16 protein-coding genes and 3 tRNA genes are annotated in these 21,730 nt (G+C 54.4%); 17 read left to right on the forward strand and 2 right to left on the reverse strand.

Annotated elements, in window-relative coordinates:
* Positions 1–6: 6 nt before the first annotated feature.
* A complete protein-coding gene (locus tag BMW46_RS07190) occupies positions 7–669 on the reverse strand; it encodes a methyltransferase family protein (RefSeq protein ID WP_074706518.1) in 663 nt (220 codons plus the stop codon).
* Between the two features lie 457 nt (positions 670–1,126).
* On the opposite strand from BMW46_RS07190, the gene groES reads away from it, so the two are divergent.
* The 13 genes from groES to BMW46_RS07255 all read left to right on the forward strand — a co-directional run bounded on the left by groES (position 1,127) and on the right by BMW46_RS07255 (position 13,772).
* Positions 1,127–1,417: a co-chaperone GroES gene (gene groES, locus BMW46_RS07195; protein WP_011381639.1), complete on the forward strand. Its 291-nt coding sequence runs from the start codon at positions 1,127–1,129 to the stop codon at positions 1,415–1,417.
* Between the two features lie 52 nt (positions 1,418–1,469).
* A complete protein-coding gene (gene groL / locus BMW46_RS07200; protein ID WP_074706520.1) occupies positions 1,470–3,128 on the forward strand; it encodes a chaperonin GroEL in 1,659 nt (552 codons plus the stop codon).
* Between the two features lie 282 nt (positions 3,129–3,410).
* Positions 3,411–4,253 (forward strand): presqualene diphosphate synthase HpnD, encoded by an 843-nt coding sequence (gene hpnD, locus BMW46_RS07205; RefSeq protein WP_074706523.1) that lies wholly within the window; start codon positions 3,411–3,413, stop codon positions 4,251–4,253.
* A 104-nt stretch (positions 4,254–4,357) separates the two neighbouring features.
* Complete coding sequence (locus BMW46_RS07210; RefSeq protein ID WP_177171051.1) at positions 4,358–5,104, forward strand: YciK family oxidoreductase; 747 nt, start codon at positions 4,358–4,360, stop codon at positions 5,102–5,104.
* A 117-nt stretch (positions 5,105–5,221) separates the two neighbouring features.
* A tRNA-Leu gene (locus BMW46_RS07215) sits at positions 5,222–5,306 on the forward strand.
* 95 nt (positions 5,307–5,401) lie between these two features.
* Positions 5,402–6,709 (forward strand): trigger factor, encoded by a 1,308-nt coding sequence (gene tig / locus BMW46_RS07220; protein WP_074706526.1) that lies wholly within the window; start codon positions 5,402–5,404, stop codon positions 6,707–6,709.
* 2 nt (positions 6,710–6,711) lie between these two features.
* On the forward strand, positions 6,712–7,353 hold the full coding sequence (gene clpP, locus BMW46_RS07225; RefSeq protein ID WP_074706528.1) for an ATP-dependent Clp endopeptidase proteolytic subunit ClpP: 642 nt from the start codon (positions 6,712–6,714) through the stop codon (positions 7,351–7,353).
* 67 nt (positions 7,354–7,420) lie between these two features.
* The gene (clpX, locus tag BMW46_RS07230) at positions 7,421–8,698 is read left to right on the forward strand and encodes an ATP-dependent Clp protease ATP-binding subunit ClpX (protein ID WP_074706531.1); all 1,278 of its coding nucleotides are present in this window, start codon (positions 7,421–7,423) and stop codon (positions 8,696–8,698) included.
* A 92-nt stretch (positions 8,699–8,790) separates the two neighbouring features.
* The gene (gene lon / locus BMW46_RS07235; RefSeq protein WP_074706533.1) at positions 8,791–11,202 is read left to right on the forward strand and encodes an endopeptidase La; all 2,412 of its coding nucleotides are present in this window, start codon (positions 8,791–8,793) and stop codon (positions 11,200–11,202) included.
* 170 nt (positions 11,203–11,372) lie between these two features.
* Positions 11,373–11,645 carry an HU family DNA-binding protein gene (locus tag BMW46_RS07240; protein WP_011381631.1) on the forward strand — a complete coding sequence of 91 codons (273 nt, stop codon included), beginning with the start codon at positions 11,373–11,375 and terminating at the stop codon, positions 11,643–11,645.
* A 14-nt stretch (positions 11,646–11,659) separates the two neighbouring features.
* Positions 11,660–11,735 (forward strand) — tRNA-Val (locus BMW46_RS07245).
* 14 nt (positions 11,736–11,749) lie between these two features.
* Positions 11,750–11,826 (forward strand) — tRNA-Asp (locus tag BMW46_RS07250).
* Positions 11,827–11,885: 59 nt separating this feature from the next.
* Positions 11,886–13,772 carry a SurA N-terminal domain-containing protein gene (locus tag BMW46_RS07255; protein WP_074706536.1) on the forward strand — a complete coding sequence of 629 codons (1,887 nt, stop codon included), beginning with the start codon at positions 11,886–11,888 and terminating at the stop codon, positions 13,770–13,772.
* Between the two features lie 13 nt (positions 13,773–13,785).
* Here the strand turns inward: BMW46_RS07255 and BMW46_RS07260 are convergent, their stop codons facing one another.
* The gene (locus tag BMW46_RS07260; protein ID WP_074706537.1) at positions 13,786–14,568 is read right to left on the reverse strand and encodes an enoyl-ACP reductase FabI; all 783 of its coding nucleotides are present in this window, start codon (positions 14,566–14,568) and stop codon (positions 13,786–13,788) included.
* 246 nt (positions 14,569–14,814) lie between these two features.
* On the opposite strand from BMW46_RS07260, the gene BMW46_RS07265 reads away from it, so the two are divergent.
* The 4 genes from BMW46_RS07265 to BMW46_RS07280 are packed head-to-tail and all read left to right on the forward strand — an operon-like array spanning position 14,815 to position 21,723.
* Positions 14,815–17,124, forward strand: a complete 2,310-nt coding sequence (locus tag BMW46_RS07265; protein WP_256376991.1) for an ABC transporter substrate-binding protein — start codon at positions 14,815–14,817, stop codon at positions 17,122–17,124.
* Positions 17,125–17,127: 3 nt separating this feature from the next.
* The gene (locus BMW46_RS07270) at positions 17,128–18,105 is read left to right on the forward strand and encodes an ABC transporter permease (RefSeq protein WP_074706540.1); all 978 of its coding nucleotides are present in this window, start codon (positions 17,128–17,130) and stop codon (positions 18,103–18,105) included.
* Between the two features lie 21 nt (positions 18,106–18,126).
* Entirely contained in the window at positions 18,127–19,587 is a 1,461-nt protein-coding gene (locus tag BMW46_RS07275) for an ABC transporter permease (protein WP_074706543.1), read from the forward strand.
* 36 nt (positions 19,588–19,623) lie between these two features.
* Positions 19,624–21,723 (forward strand): ABC transporter ATP-binding protein, encoded by a 2,100-nt coding sequence (locus tag BMW46_RS07280; RefSeq protein WP_074706545.1) that lies wholly within the window; start codon positions 19,624–19,626, stop codon positions 21,721–21,723.
* The last annotated feature ends 7 nt before the right edge of the window (positions 21,724–21,730 follow it).

Below are 21,730 nucleotides of genomic sequence, written 5' to 3' on the forward strand. Positions count from 1 at the left end.
TGGTAGCTAAAACACGAACGGCACGAGCCGGTAAGGTACCCGGAGCATGTAAGTGCGGTAGACCGGGTCCAGCGCAAGATGTCTTTCCTCGCGCTGGATCCGCACCCAGAGAAATCCCATTGTCGCCGCAAAGATGAGCACATTTGCGAGCGTCGTATGCACCAGTACATAGCCGGCAAACACGAGGAAATAACAGGCATAGAGCGGATGGCGCACGATACCGTACATCCAGGCGGTCTTGATTTCACGTTTGGCCGCGACGAGCGCAAAACTACGATTGAGGGACAGCAGGCTGACGATCTGTAGCAGGATGCCGAGGGCAATGATGCTGCTTGCCGCAGGAAACACGCCCCAGGTTGCAGGTCGGAGCAACAGTGGCGCGAAGGTACCGGCAATCGCGACCAGCCAGTCGGACGGCGCGACGGAAACCGTCTGGGGGGAACTGCGGAAGATAAAGAATCCCGTGGTCAGGGTTTCGGAAAGGATGACTAGCAACAGCGTCCATTCCCCTGTTTCCAGATACTTGTTGAAGTGCGCCCAGGCAAAGAATCCGAATAACGTTGCCAGCAGCATACCGCTGTAAACGTGGAACCGTTGGGAGTGCAATATTTTTGATAATGCGCTCCTGCCTGCGTTACCCCCTTGGCGAGCGTCGATTCGAGCTGACATAGCAAATCCTTGTGTGTGATGAGTTGGATGTGTTCGATGTATTCAGTGTATTCAAGGGGGGAGGAGCCATGGCAAAGACCGTATGTTCAGCCAGTAAGCGGCCCGGCAAACTGCATCTGGCAAACGGCAGACGGCGCAGGACTATCACATTCCTCCTGAATATATGTTCCCATTCTAGGAATGTCCCCGGCGCCCTGTCTATCGTACTGAAGTACAGGAATTCACCGGCGAAGTGACGCTGAAAATCCCCGGAAGGTCGAGTAATCGCCTTGTCAAGCAGATGGAGTTCTTCTTTTATCTTGCTTATCCACTTGATATTCCGGGTGACAGGCCCTATTATTAGCACTCATTAGCGTTGAGTGCTAATAATTTCGGTAAATGGCTCGGGAAGCCATATTCGGGGCAAGCTCGAAGGATTTCATTCGTTTTAATTTTTTAAAACACAGGAGAAGAAAACATGCAGATTCGTCCCTTACACGACCGCGTCATAGTCAAGCGGCTGGAAGAAGAGCGCAAGACCGCATCTGGTATTGTCATACCTGACAGTGCTGCGGAGAAGCCGGATCAGGGCGAAATTATCGCCGTAGGCAAAGGCAAGGTTGGGGATGACGGCAATGTCCGTCCGCTGGAAGTGAAAGTCGGCGATAAAGTGTTGTTCGGCAAATATTCCGGACAGACCGTGAAGATATCGGGAGAAGAACTTCTGGTGATGCGCGAAGAAGACATCATGGGCGTTGTTGAAGGTTAATTTTCGCAAGACGTCTTGCACAATATTTTCTGGAAATTAGGAGAAACGGATTATGGCAGCGAAAGAGGTTAAATTCAGCGATTCAGCTCGCCACAAGATGGTGAACGGAGTCAATATCCTGGCTGATGCGGTAAAAGTCACTCTCGGACCCAAGGGACGTAATGTCGTACTGGAGCGTTCCTACGGCTCACCCACCATCACCAAGGATGGTGTTTCAGTAGCGAAGGAAATCGAACTGAAAGACAAGTTCGAGAACATGGGCGCGCAGATGGTAAAGGAAGTCGCCAGCAAGACTTCCGATGTTGCCGGTGACGGAACGACCACGGCTACCGTTCTGGCGCAATCCATTGTCAAGGAAGGCATGAAGTACGTCGCCGCAGGGATGAACCCCATGGATCTCAAGCGGGGAATCGACAAAGCGGTCGTCGCTACGGTTGAGGAACTGAAGAAACTTTCCAAACCCTGTACCACCGGCAAGGAAATCGCGCAGGTTGGCAGCATTTCCGCCAATTCCGATCCCGAAATCGGCAAGATCATTGCCGATGCAATGGAAAAAGTTGGCAAGGAAGGTGTCATCACGGTGGAGGATGGTTCCGGGCTGCAAAACGAACTGGAAGTGGTCGAGGGCATGCAGTTCGATCGCGGCTACCTGTCACCCTACTTCATCAACAATGCGGACAGACAGATCGCGCTGCTGGAAAGCCCGTTCATCCTGCTGCACGACAAGAAAATCTCTAACATCCGCGACTTGCTGCCAGTACTGGAACAGGTGGCGAAGGCCGGCAAGCCATTGCTGATCATCGCCGAAGATGTCGATGGTGAGGCGCTTGCCACGCTGGTGGTCAACAACATCCGCGGCATTCTCAAGACCTGCGCAGTGAAAGCGCCCGGGTTTGGGGACCGCCGCAAAGCCATGCTCGAGGATATCGCAATTCTCACCGGCGGCACGGTGATTGCCGAAGAAGTGGGTCTCTCGCTGGAAAAGGCGACCCTCGCGGAACTGGGGCAAGCCAAGCGGGTGGAAGTCGGCAAGGAAGAAACCACCATCATCGACGGCGCCGGGGATACCCAGAACATTGAAGGCCGTGTGAAGCAGATCCGCGCTCAGATCGAAGAAGCGACCAGTGATTACGATAAGGAGAAACTGCAGGAGCGCGTGGCCAAGCTGGCCGGCGGGGTGGCGTTGATCAAAGTGGGCGCGGCGACCGAAGTCGAGATGAAGGAGAAAAAAGCGCGGGTGGAAGATGCGTTGCATGCTACCCGGGCTGCGGTGGAAGAAGGTATCGTTCCTGGCGGCGGTGTCGCGCTCCTGCGGACCCGGACCGCGGTGTCGAACCTGAAAGGCGACAACCATGACCAGGATGCCGGAATCAAGATCGTTCTGCGTGCCCTGGAAGAGCCACTGCGTCAGATCGTTGCAAATTGCGGTGATGAGCCTTCCGTAGTCATCAACAAGGTTCTGGAAGGAACGGAGAACTTCGGTTATAACGCAGCCAGCAGCGAATATGGTGACATGGTTCAGATGGGCGTGCTCGACCCCACCAAAGTGACGCGTTATGCGTTGCAGCATGCCGCTTCCATCGCAGGTCTGATGCTCACCACTGATGCGCTGGTAGCGGAAGTGCCCAAGGAAGAGGGTGCCGGCGGCGGTATGGGTGGCGGCATGGGCGGTATGGGTGGAATGGGCGGCATGGGCGGCATGGACATGTAAGGTTTGCCCGACGACTGCACCAATTGTGCAATAAGCTGTGCAATAAAAAACCCCGCAGCCGCGGGGTTTTTTATTATTGGAAGCCGTGCGTCGGGCAGCATTCATCCATGGATATTCCTGCTGCAGAAATCTATCCGGGCAATCTATAAGGCTGATTGTCGGCTGGTTGAGCGGGTTTTGTCCAGAGGAATGCAGCGACAAGTGTGATTGATGAGATAATGCGCTTTTTTGGTTCAGCGGTGGTTCAGCGATGACAAATTATCGCCTTTTTAATAACTTATCATGACCCCAGACCAGTATTGCCAGGAAAAAGCTATTCAAAGCGGTTCGAGCTTCTACTACAGCTTTCTCTATCTGCCTCCTGAGAGGCGTCGTGCCATTACTGCACTCTACGCTTTTTGTCGAGAGGTGGACGATGTCGTAGACGAGTGTACGGAAGCGTCAGTAGCGCGAGTAAAGCTTGCATGGTGGCGACAGGAAGTTGCTGCGATCTTCGATGCAGAGGGGAACCAGCCGAGCCATCCGGTGGCACAGGCATTGGCCGGCGTGGCAAGCACGTTCAATCTGACCGCAGCCCGCCTGAACGAGATCATAGACGGCATGGAAATGGATCTTGATTATAACCGCTATGCGGACTTCGATACGCTTCGGCACTATTGTTACCACGTGGCAAGCGTAGTGGGATTGTGCTCCGCCGAGATATTCGGCTATCGCAATCCGAAAACGCTCGAATATGCCCAGGATCTCGGGCTGGCATTCCAACTTACCAATATCATACGCGACGTTGGCGAGGATGCCCGGCGCGACCGTATTTATCTGCCTCAGGACGAACTCGCGCGCTTCGGGGTGAGCAATGACGATATACTCCAGTCGCGCGAAACGGACAATTTCAGGCGCTTAATCGAATTTCAGATCGACCGGGCGGAAAGTTATTATGCAAGCGCTTTTGCGGCACTGCCGGAGGAGGATCGCAAAAGCCAGCGTTCCGGGATCATCATGGCCGCGATCTATCAGGCCTTGCTGAAGGAGATCAAGGCTGATGGATGTCATGTGATGCGGCAGCGTATAAGCCTGACGCCGCTGCGTAAACTCTGGATAGCGTGGAAAACCTGGATGAAAGGGTGAAGCGTTGTTTCCGCGCTACCCAAAGGCATTTCCATGGAGCCTTCATCGCTGTAAACCGGGAGCAACCTCTTGACGGAATTTGTTTCCAGCCGTAAGTATCTTTTATGAACGATTTGAAAAACTACATTGCACCGAACGACCTGCTCAAGGATCGTGTGATTCTGGTTACCGGAGCGGGCCAGGGTATCGGTCGAACGGCCGCGCTGACATATGCTGCCCATGGCGCCACGGTTATCTTGCATGGGCGAAACGTGAAGAAACTGGAAAGCGTCTATGACGAAATCGAGGCAGGAGGCGGGGCTCAGCCGTCAATTTTTCCGCTGGATCTGGAAAAAGCGGGGGACAAGGATTTTGCCGCTATTGCCCATGCCATTAAATTGCAGTTAGGCAGACTGGATGGCATTCTGCATAATGCGGCGTTATTATTCAACCTGACACCGCTGGAGACCCAGACGCTGGAAGAATGGCTCGCCCTGCTGCGCGTCAACCTCATTGCGCCGTTTGCCTTGACCCGCGCCTGCCTTCCGCTGCTGAAGGCTTCTCCTGATGCAAGCGTCATCATGACATCCGATGCGCACGGACATGTTCCCGCCGCCTACTGGGGTGGTTTTGCGGTAGCCAAGGCAGGAGTGGAGGCGCTGGTCAAGATCCAGGCGCAGGAGTGGGAAATCCTTCCCACTCTGCGTATCAATGCCTTGATTCCGGGGCCTGTGCACACGCCACAGCGAACCAGAACGCACCCGGGTGAAGTCAAGCAGAGTTTGCGCCAGCCGCAGGAGCTGATGTCCTGCTATTTGTATCTCATGGGTCCTGACAGCAAAGCGGTCAGTGGCAAAACGATATTCTGCTAGCTGGTGCTGCACCTCGCGGCGCTGTCCTTCACGGCGGCCGAACTTGCCCGAAGGCGCATGGCTGCTGTCGCAGGGAGAAACGGGTATAATTGTGGTCAAGTCCGGAATGAAAAGCCTGCGAAAGTGGCGGAATTGGTAGACGCACCAGATTTAGGTTCTGGCGCCGAAAGGTGTGGGGGTTCGAGTCCCCCCTTTCGCACCAGGGATATGAACAGGTCTGAGCGATGTGTGTTGATCGCTATCGGGTTTCCCTGGCCCCTTCATGATAAATAATGTTGTCAATCCTCAGGAAATTTAATGCAGACAAATGTTGAAAACCTTGGTGCGCTCGAGCGCCGCCTTAACGTTTCAGTGCCCCAGGAGAAAATCGAAACGGAAGTCGAAAGCCGCTTGAAGCGACTGGCGCGAACAGCGAAATTTCACGGATTTCGGCCGGGCAAGGTGCCCTTGAAAATTGTCGCACAGCAATATGGTCCGCAGGTTCGCCAGGAAGTCATGGAAGATGTGCTGAAAAAGAATTTCAGCGAGGCCGTGCGCGAGAATAACCTGCGGGTAGCGGGCTATCCGCGCTTCGAACCCAAGCTGGCAGAAAGCGATACTGCTCAGGTTGAATTCAGTGCGACATTCGAGGTCTATCCAGATATCGCACTCGGCGATCTTGGAGGCGCGCATATTGAACGTCCGGTAGTCGAGGTTACTCCTGCCGACGTGGATAAAACCCTGGAGATGCTGCGCAAGCAGCGGGTTGAGTTTGAACCTGTGGACCGGCCAGCCCAGCCAGGCGATCGAATCAATATCGACTATCGTGGCTTGATCGATGGTGTCGAGTTTGCGGGCGGCAAAGCTGAAAATTTCAGTCTGGTGCTGGGCGAAGGAAGGCTTCTCAAGGATTTCGAAGAACCTCTGCTCGGCATGAGTCCGGGTCAGAGTAAAACATTTGAAGTTGCCTTTCCATCAGACTATCATGGAAAGGAGGTCGCAGGAAAAACGGCCGTATTTGAAGTGAAGCTCAATGGAGTGGAATCTTCAAAACTGCCGGAAGTGAATGCTGATTTCGCTACTTCACTCGGGATTGCCGAGGGCGATATTGAAAAGATGCGCAGCGAAATCCGGGCGAATCTTGAACGCGAAGCGGCCAAACGCGTAAATGCGAGGCTCAAGGAGCAGGTAATGCAGATCCTTATCGATACGACCAGTAACGTTGATCCTCCCAAAGCGCTGGTGGAAATGGAGTTGGACCGCCTGATGGAGGATGCGCGCAATGATTTTGCTTCACGCGGCATGAATACAAAGAACTTCTCCCTGCCGCACGATATGCTCCAGGAGCGGGCGCAACATCGGGTGAAGCTGGGCCTGATTCTGGGGGAACTGGTAAAAATGCACAGCTTGCACCCCAAACCGGAGCAGGTGCGTGCGGTGGTGGAAGATCTCGCGCAAGCCTACGAGAATCCGGCCGAAGTAGTCAGTTGGCACTATGCCGCGCCGGAGCGGCTGAGGGAAGCTGAATCGGCGGCACTGGAGGATAACGTGGTGACATGGGTGCTGGAGAAGGCGGTCGTGACCGGCAAGCCGATGCCGCTGGATGAATTGATGGGAAGATCATAAACATGCAACGATTCGAGTGGAAGCAGCGTAATCCCGAACCGCAGGGTTTGGGTTTGATCCCGATGGTGATTGAAACCAGCGGGCGGGGAGAGCGCGCATACGATATTTATTCCCGGTTGCTGCGGGAGCGGGTCATATTTCTTGTGGGACCTGTTACCGAAGCATCTGCCAACCTGATTGTCGCGCAACTCCTGTTTCTCGAATCGGAAAATGCGGACAAGGATATTCATTTTTACATAAATTCGCCCGGTGGCCTGGTTTCAGCCGGAATGGCGGTCTACGATACCATGCAGTTTATCAAGCCCGACGTCAGCACCCTTTGCATAGGGCAGGCGGCCAGCATGGGATCGCTGCTTCTGGCAGCCGGAGCGAAAGGGAAGCGGTTTTGTCTGCCCAACTCCCGTGTGATGATTCACCAGCCGCTGGGAGGATTCCAGGGGCAGGCATCCGATATCGAGATTCACGCCCGGGAAATCCTGTATCTGAAGAACCGATTGAATGAGCTACTGTCAAAACACACCGGTCAGAGTATGGAAACCATTGAAAGAGATACCGACCGGGATAACTTTCTGGGGGCGGAGGACTCGGTGAAATATGGTCTGGTGGATGCCGTGCTAACCTCGAGGGGAGAGGGTGCCGGTTGAAGTTTGACTTCGGGAGAGCTTGTAATCAGTCACGAGCTATTCAGCTCGGATAATGCGGGATAAAACTATGTCAGAGAAAACTGGCGGAGAAAAACTGCTTTATTGTTCCTTTTGTGGTAAGAGTCAGCATGAGGTAAAGAAGCTGATCGCCGGTCCTTCGGTATTCATATGCGACGAATGTATCGAGTTGTGCAACGATATCATTCGTGAGGAAATACAGGGTGTGGAGGCGGCCAAGCTCGCAAAGTCGGATCTGCCTGTTCCCCATGAAATTCGACAGATCCTGGATCAATACGTGATCGGCCAGGAGCAGGCGAAGAAAATTCTGTCGGTAGCGGTTTATAATCACTACAAGCGTCTGAGAACTCTCGCAAAATCCACTGACCCGGATGAGATCGAACTGGCGAAGAGCAACATCCTGCTGATTGGCCCCACGGGTTCAGGCAAGACGCTGCTTGCCCAGACGCTGGCACGTTTGCTGGATGTGCCTTTTGTCATGGCGGATGCGACAACGCTGACCGAGGCGGGGTATGTCGGCGAGGATGTTGAGAACATCATCCAGAAACTGCTTCAGAAATGTAACTACGACGCGGAAAAGGCGCAGCAAGGTATTGTCTACATAGACGAAATCGACAAGATTTCGCGTAAATCGGATAATCCATCCATCACACGCGATGTCTCGGGTGAGGGGGTGCAGCAGGCACTGCTCAAGCTGATCGAAGGCACGGTTGCGTCCGTGCCGCCGCAGGGGGGGAGAAAGCATCCCAACCAGGAGTTCGTGCAGGTAGATACCACCAATATTCTTTTCATTTGCGGGGGCGCTTTTGATGGCCTGGAGAAGATCATACGCGCTCGCTCGGAGAAGGGCGGGATAGGTTTCAGCGCCAGTGTAAGAAGCCAGGATAACCGCAAGGATTTTGGCGCCGTACTGCGAGGGGTCGAGCCCGAGGATCTGGTGAAGTATGGCCTGATTCCGGAATTCGTCGGCCGATTACCTGTCGTTGCAACCCTCGAGGAACTTGACGAGGCCGCGTTGATTCAAATCCTGACTGAACCCAAGAATGCGCTCATCAAGCAGTATCAGAAAATGTTTCATATGGAAGGGGGCATCGATCTCGAATTCCGGGAGCAGGCGCTCAAAGCGATTGCTCGCAAGGCGCTCGTGCGAAAGACCGGTGCGCGAGGTTTACGCTCCATTCTTGAGGCTGCGTTGCTGGATACGATGTTTGACCTGCCGTCACTGGAGAATGTTGCTAAAGTGGTGATTGACCACAGTTCTGTCAATGGGGATATCAAACCCATTCTGATCTATTCGGACAAACCGAAAGTGGCGAAGAGCTGCTAGTCCGGGTTTCGTGTTTCGACATTGCCGTCGTTGCCTTGAATTTCTTTACGGCGCCCCCATAACTATCGTTTGTTTCTTATAGGTGAGCCGATATGTCCTCTCCCATGAACGATCAAAATCAGATTTCATTACCTTTGTTGCCATTGCGCGATGTGGTGGTTTTTCCGCACATGGTGATTCCCCTGTTTGTCGGCCGGCCCAAGTCCATCAAGGCACTGGAAATCGCGATGGAATCCGGCAAGAGCATTTTGCTTGTGGCGCAGAAATTTGCAGCCAAGGACGAGCCCGCACCCGAAGATCTGTACGGGGTGTGCAGCGTCGCAAACCTGCTGCAAATGCTCAAGCTACCCGACGGTACCGTGAAAGTATTGGTGGAAGGCGGTCGCCGCGCGCGCATCGTGAAAGTGGTTGACGACGGTACGTACTTCGCCGGCGAAGCAGCATTGCTGCCGCCCGATGCCGTGGATAATCATGAGGTCGAGGCGATGCGCCGCGCCATGCTGGCTCAGTTCGATCAGTACGTGAAGCTGAACAAGAAGATTCCTCCGGAGATCCTGACTTCGCTTAGCGGCATAGACGAAGCAGGCCGTCTGGCTGATACCATCGCTGCGCACCTGCCTTTGAAGCTTGAGCAGAAACAGGAAGTGCTGGAAATTTTCGATGTGCCGAAGCGCCTGGAACACCTGCTTGGTCTGCTGGAAACCGAGCTTGACATACTGCAGGTGGAAAAGCGTATTCGTGGCCGTGTAAAGCGGCAGATGGAAAAAAGCCAACGGGATTACTATCTCAATGAGCAGGTGAAGGCCATCCAGAAGGAACTGGGTGAAGGCGAGGAAGGCGCTGATCTGGAAGAGATGGACAAGAAGATCAAAAGCGCCCAGATGTCCAAGGAGGCGCGCGCCAAGGCGGAATCGGAGTTGAAAAAACTGCGGTTGATGTCGCCCATGTCGGCTGAAGCCACTGTGGTGCGTAATTATATTGATGCGCTGGTGGCCCTGCCATGGAAGAAAAAAAGCAAGATAAGCAAAGACCTCAGCGTTGCGGAAGCTGTGCTCGAGCAGGATCACTACGGCCTGGAAAAGGTCAAGGAACGGATTGTCGAGTATCTGGCGGTACAACAGCGCGTGGATAAGTTGAAAGCGCCCATCCTCTGTCTGGTGGGACCGCCCGGGGTAGGAAAGACTTCTTTGGGGCAATCGATCGCCCGGGCCACCAACCGGAAGTTCGTCCGCATGTCGCTCGGCGGTGTTAGGGACGAAGCGGAGGCACGTGGTCATCGCCGCACCTATATCGGTTCCATGCCGGGCAAGATTCTGCAGAACATGGCGAAAGTAGGTGTGAAGAATCCCTTGTTCCTGCTCGACGAGGTGGACAAGATGGGCATGGATTTTCGGGGTGATCCGTCATCCGCACTCCTGGAAGTGCTGGATCCCGAGCAGAATAATTCGTTCGTCGATCACTATGTCGAGGTTGAGTATGATCTGTCGGATGTCATGTTCGTCGCGACGGCGAATACATTGAACATTCCTGCGCCGCTGCTGGATCGCATGGAAGTGATTCGGCTGTCCGGCTACACCGAGGATGAAAAACTCAACATCGCGACACGCTATCTGTTGCCAAAACAGATGAAAAATCACGGCTTGAAGGAAAATGAACTGACCGTCTCGGAGTCAGCCCTGCGGGATATCACGCGCTATTACACCCGCGAGGCAGGCGTGCGGGCAATGGAGCGGGAAATTTCCAAAATATGCCGTAAAGTGGTAAAGGCGCTGCTGCTGAAAGGCGGGCAGAAACGGATTACCGTCACTGGGAGAAACCTGGACAGGTACCTCGGCGTAAGGCGTTATACCTACGGTGTCGCGGAGGAAAAGAACCAGATCGGGCAGGTGACCGGCCTCGCCTGGACAGAGGTCGGGGGGGAATTGCTGACGATCGAGGCCGTCGTATTACCGGGTAAGGGTAAATCCATCACGACCGGGAAACTGGGCGAGGTCATGCAGGAATCGGTCCAGGCTGCCCTGTCGGTGGTTCGCAGCCGGTCAAGGGCTCTGGGTATTGCGGATGATTTTTACCAGAAGAACGACATCCATATCCATCTGCCGGAAGGTGCGACACCGAAAGACGGTCCGAGTGCCGGTATAGGTATCTGCGTGGCGATGGTATCGGCGTTGACCAACATTCCGGCGCGCGCAACTGTCGCAATGACCGGTGAGATCACGCTTCGCGGTGAGGTGCTGGCAATTGGCGGCCTCAAGGAAAAACTGCTGGCCGCGCACCGCGGCGGCATAAAGACTGTGCTGATTCCCGAGGATAACGTTAAAGATCTGAACGAAATCCCGGAGAATATCAAAAACAGGCTGGATATTCATCCGGTCAAATGGATAGATCAGGTGCTGGATCTGGCCCTGGAATCCAAACCGGAACCGCTTCCGGCTGCTCCTTCATCAGTTCCCGCTCCTGTTGCGGTGGAAGGCGATGTGACGCCGGCGGTCATCAAGCACTAGGTTTTGTTAAAGACTCTGTATGACAGGGGTGATAGGAGTCTAATGACTTGCAAAGGTCTTATAAAGGCGAGGCGGAAATATTTCTACAATGGCTTGACCACGCACAAGCCGCTTGATATAAAACGTTTGCAGGGTTTTTACTCTCTTAACAATAATGAAAGGGGAATCACGTGAATAAAGCTGAACTCATCGATGCCATCGCGAAATCATCGGACATTTCCAAAGCTTCGGCGGGAAATGCGCTGGACGGTGCGCTGGAAGCGATCAAAGCCGCTCTTAAGAAAGGCCAAAGTGTAACACTGGTAGGATTTGGGACGTTCAAGGTAGGCACGCGTGCCGCCCGCACCGGCCGCAACCCCCGTACAGGCGCTGCTATCACAATCGAATCTACCAAGGTTCCTAAATTCATTGCTGGCAAGGCGCTCAAGGATGCAGTAAACTAGCGGCTTTTCGGCGGGGGTGCTTAGCTCAGTTGGTAGAGCGTCGCCCTTACAAGGCGAATGTCGGCGGTTCGACCCCGTCAGCACCCACCAGAGTTAGATTTATTGGAGTGGTAGTTCAGTTGGTTAGAATACCGGCCTGTCACGCCGGGGGTCGCGGGTTCGAGTCCCGTCCACTCCGCCATATCTGCTTACATCAGGGCGAACGCGAGTTCGCCTTTTTTATTCGTTTTCCGTCATTCAATGTTTGATTTCGTCAACAAGAAAAGACGCATCGTTCAGATCATCCTGGGACTTGCCACGTTACCGTTCGTTTTCTGGGGCGTGGAATCCTATCGCAGTGCGGATGCGGGTGACCATGTTGCGCTCGCCGCAGGAGAAAAAATTTCGCGCCAGGAATTTGAGCAGGCGCTGCGTAATCAGCAGGAGAATATGCGCGCCACGCTGGGAGAGAATTTCAGCCCGGCCCTGCTGGAGAGACCCGAAGTGAGAGCGGCCGTCCTGGAAGGATTGATCCAGCAGCGCTTGCTGCGGCAGGAGGCATTTCGCGTTGGACTGGGGGTATCCGACGCGCAACTGGTCGAGATGATCCAGAACATCGATTTATTTCAGGAAGACGGCCATTTTTCGAAGCAGCGCTATGAAGAATGGCTGCGGAACCAGGGAATGAACGCGCGCGCTTTTGAAGCACGCCTGCGTCAGGATTTGATGCGACAGCAACTGGTTGATCCTTTCTCCAAAAATGCGTTTATTTCCCATTCGGTGGCGGAAAGAATCCTGCGCCTGGGTGACGAAAAGCGTGAAGTGAGCGTTGTTCAAATCCAACCGGGGCAGTTTCTGGCGAATGTCAAACCGGGTGATGGCGCCATCAGAGCCTACTATGAGGCGCACAAGGCCGAATTCCAGGTGCCGGAGCAGGCGCGGGTCGAGTATGTAGTGTTATCGATGGATGCGCTGGCCGAGAAGGCCCAGGTAACCGCCGATGAGGCGCTGGCATATTACGAGGAGCACAAGCATGAATTCGGACAACCCGAAGAACGCCGCGCGAGTCATATTCTCATAAGCGCACCTGCCTCGGCTTCCGCTTCTGATCGCGCGGCAGCGCGCGCCAAAGCTGAGGAACTGCTGGCCGAAGTCAGAAAATCCCCACAGCGTTTTGCGGAATTTGCGAAACAGCATTCCCAGGATCCGGGCTCAGCGCCAACGGGCGGAGATCTCGGTTTTTTCGCCCGCAACATGATGACCAAGTCATTCGAGGACGTGGTTTTCCGGATGAAGCCGGGTGAAATCAGCGATATCGTCGAGACTGAGCATGGATTTCATATCATTCTGCTGGCGGAGGCAAGAGGCGGAAAGCAGGCGAGTTTCGAGGAAGTGAAGAAGCAGGTTGAACCGGAAGTCAGGAAACAGAAAGCTGCAAAGACGTTTGGTGAAATGGCGGACAGCTTCAGTAACATGGTGTATGAGCAAAGCGATAGCCTGAAACCGGTCGCGGAAAGTCTTGGCTTGACCATACAGCAGAGCGGCTGGATTCGGGTGAACTCGGATGAGCCGCCTTATCTCAACAATGAAAGGCTGCTTCAGGCAATATTTTCGGAAGACGCGATCAAGGATAAACGCAATACGGAGGCGATCGAAGTTTCTCCCAACACGCTTGTTTCGGCCAGAGTGCTGGACTACAGACCGGCCGCCACCCCTTCTGTGGATGAGTTGAGGGATAAAATCGCGGTGTTGATCGCCCGGGAGGAGGCTTCCAAAGCAGCGGTAAATGAAGGGAAGGAGCAGCTTGCGCAACTGCAGCTGGGAAAGACTGCCGCAATCAAATGGACTCCCAGCCAGCAGGTTTCCAGAAGGGAGCGCCAGGGTTTTGACAATGAGACGGTACAGGCGATTTTCAGGGCTGAAACAAATCACCTTCCGGCCTATTCAGGCCTGCCGAATGCTCAGGGTGGTTTTACTCTGATTCGCGTTGACCGTGTCATCGAGTCACGGACGCCCAGCGCAGACGAGCGAAAAGCTTTTGCAGGCCAACTGAGCCAGTTGTTCGCTCAGGAAGAATTTTCATCCTATCTGGATGGAATCAAGAAAAGGTATGATGTATCGGTCAGGAGTGAAAACCTCGAGAAGTAGTCATGCTTCGGGATTAGAGGGTGTCGAAGGCAATCGTGTTGAATCCGGCATCGACATGGGTAATTTCACCTGTTATGCCGCCTGCCAGATCACTGCATAGAAAGGCGGCCACATTGCCCACATCCATGATCGATACATTACGCCGCAGCGGCGCGACCTTCTCCGTGTAGCTCAGAAGCTTTCCAAAGTTGCCGATTCCTGCCGCAGCCAACGTTTTGATCGGCCCTGCCGAAATCGCATTGACGCGTATTCCCTTGGGACCCAGACTGGAAGCCATGAAGCGGACATTGGCTTCGAGACTTGCCTTGGCCAGTCCCATAACGTTGTAATTCGGCATCACCCTTGTTGCACCCAGATAGGAGAGTGTCAGAAGCGCGCCATTTCGTCCCTGCATCAGCGGAAGGGCAGCTTTTGCCAGCGCAGCGAAACTGTAGGAACTGACATCGTGGGCAATACGAAAAGCCTCCCGGTTTACGGTTTCAAGATAATCTCCGCTGAGCGCCTCGCGTGGAGCAAAGGCAATGGAGTGAACAATGCCATCGAGGCCATCCCAGCGCTTTGCGAGATCATCGAAACATCGGTCGATTTCCTCATCCTTTGAAACATCACAGGGAAACAGCAAATCGCTGTCAAATTCCTTAATGATTTTTTCAACCCGTTCACGCACACCTTCCCCTTGATAAGTAAAGGCAAGCTGGGCGCCCTCGCGATGCATCGCCTTTGCGATGCCATATGCAATCGAACGGTTGGTCAGAAGGCCCGTGATGAGAATGCGCTTGCTGGCGAGAAATGTCATGTCATATCCTTGAGGCGTTGGAATAATGATGTGAAATATAGAAATACGGCGTCCCCGTTTGTCCGGATGTCCCGAAGTCGCGCGGACGGCTTGAACTCCTGAAGAAACTGCGGGTCAAGGTACACGAGCAAATGACGTGACGCATAGCGTCGAACTGAAATACACGCTGAACCTGGCCCAACTCCAGCATTATAGCTTCAACTGTTGCATGCTTGTAGAATCACCCGGTTTGCAGAAAATCTGTCCATGAGGAATCAAGATTGCCGCTGTATCATCAAGCCCGTGTTTACCCAATTTCTGAATAAGACCGCAACCTTGCCAGCGACGCACTTCCTTCCCGCATTCCTTGCTGTTCTGGTGTGCGCCTGCAGCGGCAACCCATGGAACAGTCCGTATCCTGCCGCGGATGCGGAAAAAAATATACTTTATGCTGCTTTTGCCGAGCGCCCCAAGCACCTGGACCCGGTGCAGTCCTACAGCTCCAATGAGATTCTTTTTACGGCGCAGATATATGAGCCGCCGCTGCAATACCATTACCTGAAACGTCCCTATGAATTGATTCCCGCTACCGCGACGAAAATGCCGGAGGTGCATTATTTTGACGAAAAAGGCGCGCGCTTGGGCGACAATGTGGACGCCGGTCAGATCGCCTTTACCGTTTATGAAATTTCAATCAAGTCCGGTATACGTTATCAACCTCATCCGGCCTTTGCCAGGGACTCACAGGGAGAGTTCCTTTATCACAGGCTTGGCGAGGAGGACGTACGTGGCATTTACAAGTTGAGCGATTTTCCGCAAACCGGCTCCCGGGAACTCACCGCTGCGGATTACGTTTTCCAGATCAAGCGGCTGGCTCATCCCCGGCTGCACTCCCCCATTTTCGGCCTGATGTCCGATTACATCGTGGGCCTCAAGGAATATGCGACAGCGCTCGAGATGGCGGCCAAAGAGCAGTCCAAGGAGCAGGGGAAGCAGAGCGGAGGCGAGCAGGACGGCGAGGATTACCTGGATCTTGCGCGTTACCCCCTGGAGGGGGCCGAAGTGGTGGACCGGTATACCTATCGCATCAAGATCAAGGGCAAATATCCGCAGTTCAGGTACTGGCTGGCAATGCCTTTTTTCGCACCTATTCCTTGGGAGGCTGAGCGCTTCTACAGCCAGAAAGGCCTGTCGGAAAAAAATATCAACCTCGACTGGTATCCCGTCGGAACCGGGCCCTATATGCTGTCGGAGAATAACCCCAATCGGATAATGGTGCTGGAAAAGAATCCCAATTTTCATGGCGAAACTTACCCTTCCGAGGGAATGCCGGAGGATGCGGAAGGGGGACTGCTGAAAGACGTCGGCAAACCGCTGCCTTTCATAGAAAAGGTCGTATACAGCCGGGAGAAGGAAAGCATTCCACGCTGGAACAAGTTTCTGCAGGGTTACTACGATGCATCCAATATCGGTTCCGACAGTTTCGACCAGGCTGTGCAGTTGACAGGACAGGGAGAGGCCACCGTAACTGAAGCGATGAAGGAGCAGGGCATTCGGCTGGAAACGGCTGTTGCGACTTCCACAAACTACGTCGGTTTCAATATGCTCGACCCGGTAGTCGGCGGTGTTGGGAAACGTGGCCGCGAATCGGCCAGGAAGTTGCGTCAGGCGATTTCCATTGCAGTGGATTACGAGGAGTATGTCTCCATATTTGCCAACGGACGCGGGATTCCCGCGCAAGGTCCGATTGCTCCCGGCATCGCCGGGCATCGCGAGGGCAAAGAAGGCATCAACCCCGTAGTCTATGAGTGGGTAGACGGGCGGCCGCGCCGCAAGTCGATCAAGGTGGCCAAGGCATTACTGGCAGAAGCAGGTTATCCCAACGGCATCAGCGCCAGAACCGGTGAGCCGCTCGTACTTTATTTCGACGTAACGGCTAGGGGGGCGGAGGATAAATCCAGCCTCGACTGGATGCGCAAGCAATTTCAGAAGCTCAACATTCAGTTGGTGGTTCGCAGCACGGACTACAATCGCTTCCAGGACAAGATTCGCAAGGGCAATGCCCAGATTTTCGAGTGGGGTTGGAACGCCGATTATCCCGATCCGGAGAATTTCCTGTTCCTGCTACATGGTCCGCAGCAAAAGGTAGGCAATGAAGGCGAGAACGCTTCCAATTACTCCAATTCCGAATATAACCGGTTGTTCGAGCAAATGAAGAATATGGAGAACGGCCCCGTGCGCCAGAAGATCATCGATAGAATGGTCAATATCCTTCGCCATGATGCGCCCTGGCTCTGGGGCTATCACCCCAAAGAATATGGCTTGTATCACTCATGGTATGGCAACGTCAAACCGAACAGACTGTCAAACAACAATGTCAAATATCTGCGTATAGACGGAGTCTTGCGCGAGCAGAAGCGGCGTGAATGGAATGAACCGGTAGTCTGGCCCGCCATCGCAGGATTGATTGCGCTTGCCGGAAGTCTGCTTCCCGCCGTGCTTGTTTACCGGCGTAGGGAACGAGGAACAGGAATATCGGATGTCGCGCTGAAAATGGAAGCTCAGGGTGAAGGGTGAGTGATGCTTAATTACATCATCCGGCGCATCCTGTATGCGATCCCCATTCTGGTGGGCGTGAACCTGATTACTTTCACCTTGTTTTTTGTTGTGAACACGCCCGACGACATGGCGCGCATGCAGCTTGGCATCAAGCGTGTTACACCGGAGGCCATCGCCAAGTGGAAACAGGAGCACGGCTATGATCAGCCGCTGATGTTCAACAATGCCGAGGAGGGCCTCGAGAAAGTTACCCGTACCATATTTTTCGAGAAATCCGTCGCCATGTTCGCATTCCGCTTCGGTCGTGCCGATGACGGGCGCGACATCGCCTACGAAATCAGGACGCGCATGCTGCCCAGTCTCGCCATTGCACTTCCGGTATTCGTGCTGGGGCTCATTGTTTATATCGCCTTCGCATTGACGATGGTATTTTTTCGGGCCACCTACGTGGATTTTTGGGGTGTGGTACTATGCGTCGCGCTAATGTCCATCTCAAGCCTGTTCTATATTATTGGAGGGCAATTTCTGATCAGCAAATTGTGGCATCTCGTGCCCATATCGGGTTACAGCCAGGGACTGGATTCGGCCAAGTTTCTAGTGCTGCCGGTGATTATCGGCGTCATCAGCGCCGCCGGCGCAAACACGCGCTGGTACCGGACACTTTTTCTGGAGGAGATGGGCAAGGACTACGTGCGTACTGCCCGTGCCAAGGGCCTGCCGGAAAGTGCCGTGCTGTTTCGACATGTGCTGCAGAATGCCCTGATTCCAATTCTTACCGGGGCTGTTGTGGTAATTCCCCTGCTGTTTCTGGGAAGCCTGATCGTGGAATCATTTTTCGGCATTCCGGGATTGGGCAGCTATACCATCGATGCGATCAACTCTCAGGATTTTGCCGTGGTGCGCGTGATGGTTTTCCTGGGATCGTTGCTCTATATCGTCGGACTGATATTGACCGACATTTCCTATACGCTGGTGGATCCGAGGATAAGGCTGGAATGACAATATTCCGGCAAGGTTGACATGTCTTTCAAACCTGTAATCCTGTGGACTGATGCGCTCGTCTACGTTCTGGTTGCCGTAATCGTTATCTTTGCCTGGCAGGTGCGGCGCCATGAACATCTTCTCGCGCCCTGGCGGCGCGTCGGACATAGTGCAAGCGGCATGGCAGCACTCACCATACTGATGTTCTTTATCGTTATCGGGTTGCTCGACACGATACATTTGCGTCCCGCCATCGAAAACGGCAATGGCGGCAGTGAAGCCGCTTACGGGGTCGAAGTGTTGAGCCTGCTCGACCTGCTTGCAACGCCTCTGCGCACGCAAGTGGAAACAACCTACTCGGCGCCTTTCGCCACGCATCTCTACGCTCGCGAAACCGTGGAGTTGCCGGGCGGAGGGCAGGTACGCGAATTCCCCCGTCTGAAATTCGGCGGAGCGCACCTGCAGGATCCGGATGCTCAGCTTGCCAGCGATATTGCCACCAGAGCTGGAGCAGGCGCGGGCCTTGCCCTGCTGCTCTGGTTCTTGATCGCGACATCGGTGACAGCGATCGTGGCGCACCGCAGGGATGAAAGGTTTATGTCCACGCTTTCCACAATCTGGCGGGGTATTACTCCGGTGCCATGGAGAGCGGTATTTGTGACGCTCGCCCTGATACTGCTGCTTGGCGGCGCCGCTCTTGCATTGTGCAGCGATTACCACATTCTTGGCACGGACAAAGTGGGGCAGGACGTATTTTACCAGTCCCTCAAGAGTATCCGTACCGGACTCCTCATAGGAACGCTCACGACACTGATGATGCTTCCTTTTGCACTGCTTCTCGGAGTTGCCGCGGGTTATTTCCGGGGTTGGGTAGATGACTTGATTCAATACCTGTACACCACACTCAGTTCGATTCCCGGCGTTCTACTGATTGCTGCCACGGTGCTGATGATGCAGGTTTACATGGAGACTCATCCTGAGCTCTTCGATACCATCGCTGCGCGCGCTGATCTCCGCTTGCTGTTTCTCTGCATCATATTGGGGGTTACAAGCTGGACTGGCCTGTGCCGCCTCCTACGGGGCGAAACCTTGAAGCTGCGCGAAATGGAATATATCCAGGCAGCCAATGCATTCGGCGTTTCCCACTGGCGCATCATCAGCCGCCATATTATCCCCAATGTGATGCACATCGTGCTGATCACCACCGTGATGGATTTCAGCGGTCTGGTACTGGCAGAGGCTGTACTATCCTATGTGGGAGTGGGCGTTGATCCTTCAACCATCAGTTTTGGCACCATGATCAACGCCGCGCGCCTGGAAATGGCGCGGGAACCGATGGTGTGGTGGGCACTGTTTGCTGCCTTCAGCTTCATGTTTGCGCTGGTCCTGAGCGCGAATCTCTTTGCCGATGCGGTACAGAATGCGTTCGATCCAAGGATGAAGACCCTGTCTGCCCTGGCGAGAACATGGCGCCGGAAAAGCATCGGGAAGAATGCGTAACCAGATTCCCTTTTCCGCAGAGGATTCTCTCCCGGCATGAATTCAGTTCTTGAAATCCAGAATCTCGAAACCGTTCTGTACACGGAGCGGCGACCGGTATGGGCGGTCGATGGGCTTACGCTGCAGATCCTGAAGGGTGAAACATTTGCACTCCTGGGGGAATCCGGGTGCGGCAAATCCATCACGGCGCTTTCGGTAATGCGGCTGTTGCCGGAAGCCGGCGAAATCGTGAGTGGCTCTGTCTGTCTGGGCGGCGAAGATCTGCTGCTGCTTCCCGAGGCAGCCATGCGCAACGTGCGTGGGAAGCGCATCGGCATGATTTTCCAGGAGCCGATGCTAAGCCTCAATCCGGTGATGACCGTGGCGCATCAAATTGGCGAGGTATTGCAGCGTCATTTCGACTTGCGTGGACAAGCGGCAGAAAAACGCATCGTGGAAATTCTGGACCAGGTAGGAATACCGGATGCGGCAAGGCGCATGAATGAATACCCTTTCCAGTTTTCCGGTGGAATGAAGCAACGGATGATGATTGCCATGGCCTTGGCCGGGGAGCCGGAGCTCCTGATTGCCGACGAGCCCACGACCGCGCTGGATGTGACCATCCAGGCGCAGGTGCTGGAACTCATGCGCGGCTTGCAGCAGCGGGTGGGCATGGCAATCTTGCTGATTACGCACGATCTCGGTGTGGCTTCAGAGATGGCGCATCGGGTGGGAATAATGTATGCAGGGGAAATTGTGGAAACGGCGAGCCGTGAGGCGTTTTTTCGCGGACCGGCACATCCCTATTCCCGCAAACTCCTTGCTGCCTTACCCGGCAGGGACAGACGCAAACAGGGTCATCGGCTGGATGCGATCAGGGGCAACGTTCCCTCCCTGTCACGGGAATTCGTTGGCTGCCGTTTTGCGGACCGGTGCGACCAGGCCTGGGAATTGTGTCATCAGGTGGCGCCGGGATGGACCGCGCTGACCGGAGAGCAGCAGGTAAGATGCCACCTCTTTAATCAGAATTTTGGATCAAAGATCGTCAAACCGGCGGTTTCGGCGCAAGCAGGCGCGCCGGCCAGGCTGGATGCGGAAAGCAGGGAGTTTGAGTCGTTCCCCAGTGCTGGAGCGGAGCAACCAACGCCTGATGGTTCCCTGTTATCCGTTACTGATCTGAAGGTTTATTTCCCTATCCACAAGGGCTTGATGAGGCGTGTAGCGGGGTACGTCAAGGCAGTCGACGGAATATCGCTCAAGATTGATCGGGGCAAAACGCTGGCGCTGGTGGGAGAATCCGGCTGCGGAAAGACGACGGCAGGAAAAGCCATGCTGCAACTCATCCCTCCCACGGCGGGCAGCGTGCGCTACAACGGGGTGGAACTGGTAGGTCTGGAGCGCAACCGGTTAAGGAGACTCCGCGGCGAATTCCAGCTTATATTCCAGGACCCGTATTCATCACTCAATCCCAGAATGCGCATTGTCGATATTATCGAAGAGGGAATGAACGCCCTCGGGGTCGAAGATGACGGAAAAGAGCGCAAGGAAAAAAGAGTGGACGGGTTACTCGAAAGTGTCGGCCTGCCAGCAGAGACCAAATGGCGTTACCCGCATGAGTTCTCCGGCGGCCAGCGCCAGCGGATAGCCATTGCCCGCGCATTGGCCGTCAACCCGAAGCTGATCGTATGTGATGAGCCCACCAGCGCGCTGGATGTGTCGGTGCAGGCCCAGATTTTAAATCTGTTGAGGGAATTGCAGCGCAATCTGGGCTTGGCCTATCTGTTCATCACCCATAATATTTCAGTGGTCGAATATATTGCGGATGAGATCGCAGTCATGTATCTGGGAAGGATAGTGGAACGCGGGACGGTGGATGAAGTTCTGGGCAGCCCCCGTCATCCCTATACGCAGGCATTGTTATCCGCTGTTCCCGTTATCGAACTGGAGTCGAAGCGGAAGGTTATTCGCCTGCACGGCGACCTTCCGTCGCCCGCCAATCCGCCGCAGGGCTGCCATTTTCATCCCCGTTGCTCCCACGTCATGCCGGCCTGTCGTAAAAACTACCCGGCAGCAAGCACATTCAGTTCAACGCATACGACACACTGCTATCTTTATCCTCAAGACGAGGATCAGTCAGACCGTAAAACACAGGCATAAGATAAGG

This window comes from Nitrosospira multiformis (genome assembly GCF_900111585.1).
Classification (GTDB): domain Bacteria; phylum Pseudomonadota; class Gammaproteobacteria; order Burkholderiales; family Nitrosomonadaceae; genus Nitrosospira; species Nitrosospira multiformis_B.

Excerpts from the sequence above, each read along its gene's own strand:
- BMW46_RS07190 (WP_074706518.1), bottom strand. The coding sequence starts at position 669 with ATGTCAGCTCGAATCGACGCTCGCCAAGGGGGTAACGCAGGCAGGAGC.
- groES (WP_011381639.1), top strand. The coding sequence starts at position 1,127 with ATGCAGATTCGTCCCTTACACGACCGCGTCATAGTCAAGCGGCTGGAA.
- groL (WP_074706520.1), top strand. The coding sequence starts at position 1,470 with ATGGCAGCGAAAGAGGTTAAATTCAGCGATTCAGCTCGCCACAAGATG.
- hpnD (WP_074706523.1), top strand. The coding sequence starts at position 3,411 with ATGACCCCAGACCAGTATTGCCAGGAAAAAGCTATTCAAAGCGGTTCG.
- BMW46_RS07210 (WP_177171051.1), top strand. The coding sequence starts at position 4,358 with ATGAACGATTTGAAAAACTACATTGCACCGAACGACCTGCTCAAGGAT.
- tig (WP_074706526.1), top strand. The coding sequence starts at position 5,402 with ATGCAGACAAATGTTGAAAACCTTGGTGCGCTCGAGCGCCGCCTTAAC.
- clpP (WP_074706528.1), top strand. The coding sequence starts at position 6,712 with ATGCAACGATTCGAGTGGAAGCAGCGTAATCCCGAACCGCAGGGTTTG.
- clpX (WP_074706531.1), top strand. The coding sequence starts at position 7,421 with ATGTCAGAGAAAACTGGCGGAGAAAAACTGCTTTATTGTTCCTTTTGT.
- lon (WP_074706533.1), top strand. The coding sequence starts at position 8,791 with ATGTCCTCTCCCATGAACGATCAAAATCAGATTTCATTACCTTTGTTG.
- BMW46_RS07255 (WP_074706536.1), top strand. The coding sequence starts at position 11,886 with ATGTTTGATTTCGTCAACAAGAAAAGACGCATCGTTCAGATCATCCTG.
- BMW46_RS07260 (WP_074706537.1), bottom strand. The coding sequence starts at position 14,568 with ATGACATTTCTCGCCAGCAAGCGCATTCTCATCACGGGCCTTCTGACC.
- BMW46_RS07265 (WP_256376991.1), top strand. The coding sequence starts at position 14,815 with ATGAGGAATCAAGATTGCCGCTGTATCATCAAGCCCGTGTTTACCCAA.
- BMW46_RS07270 (WP_074706540.1), top strand. The coding sequence starts at position 17,128 with ATGCTTAATTACATCATCCGGCGCATCCTGTATGCGATCCCCATTCTG.
- BMW46_RS07275 (WP_074706543.1), top strand. The coding sequence starts at position 18,127 with ATGTCTTTCAAACCTGTAATCCTGTGGACTGATGCGCTCGTCTACGTT.
- BMW46_RS07280 (WP_074706545.1), top strand. The coding sequence starts at position 19,624 with ATGAATTCAGTTCTTGAAATCCAGAATCTCGAAACCGTTCTGTACACG.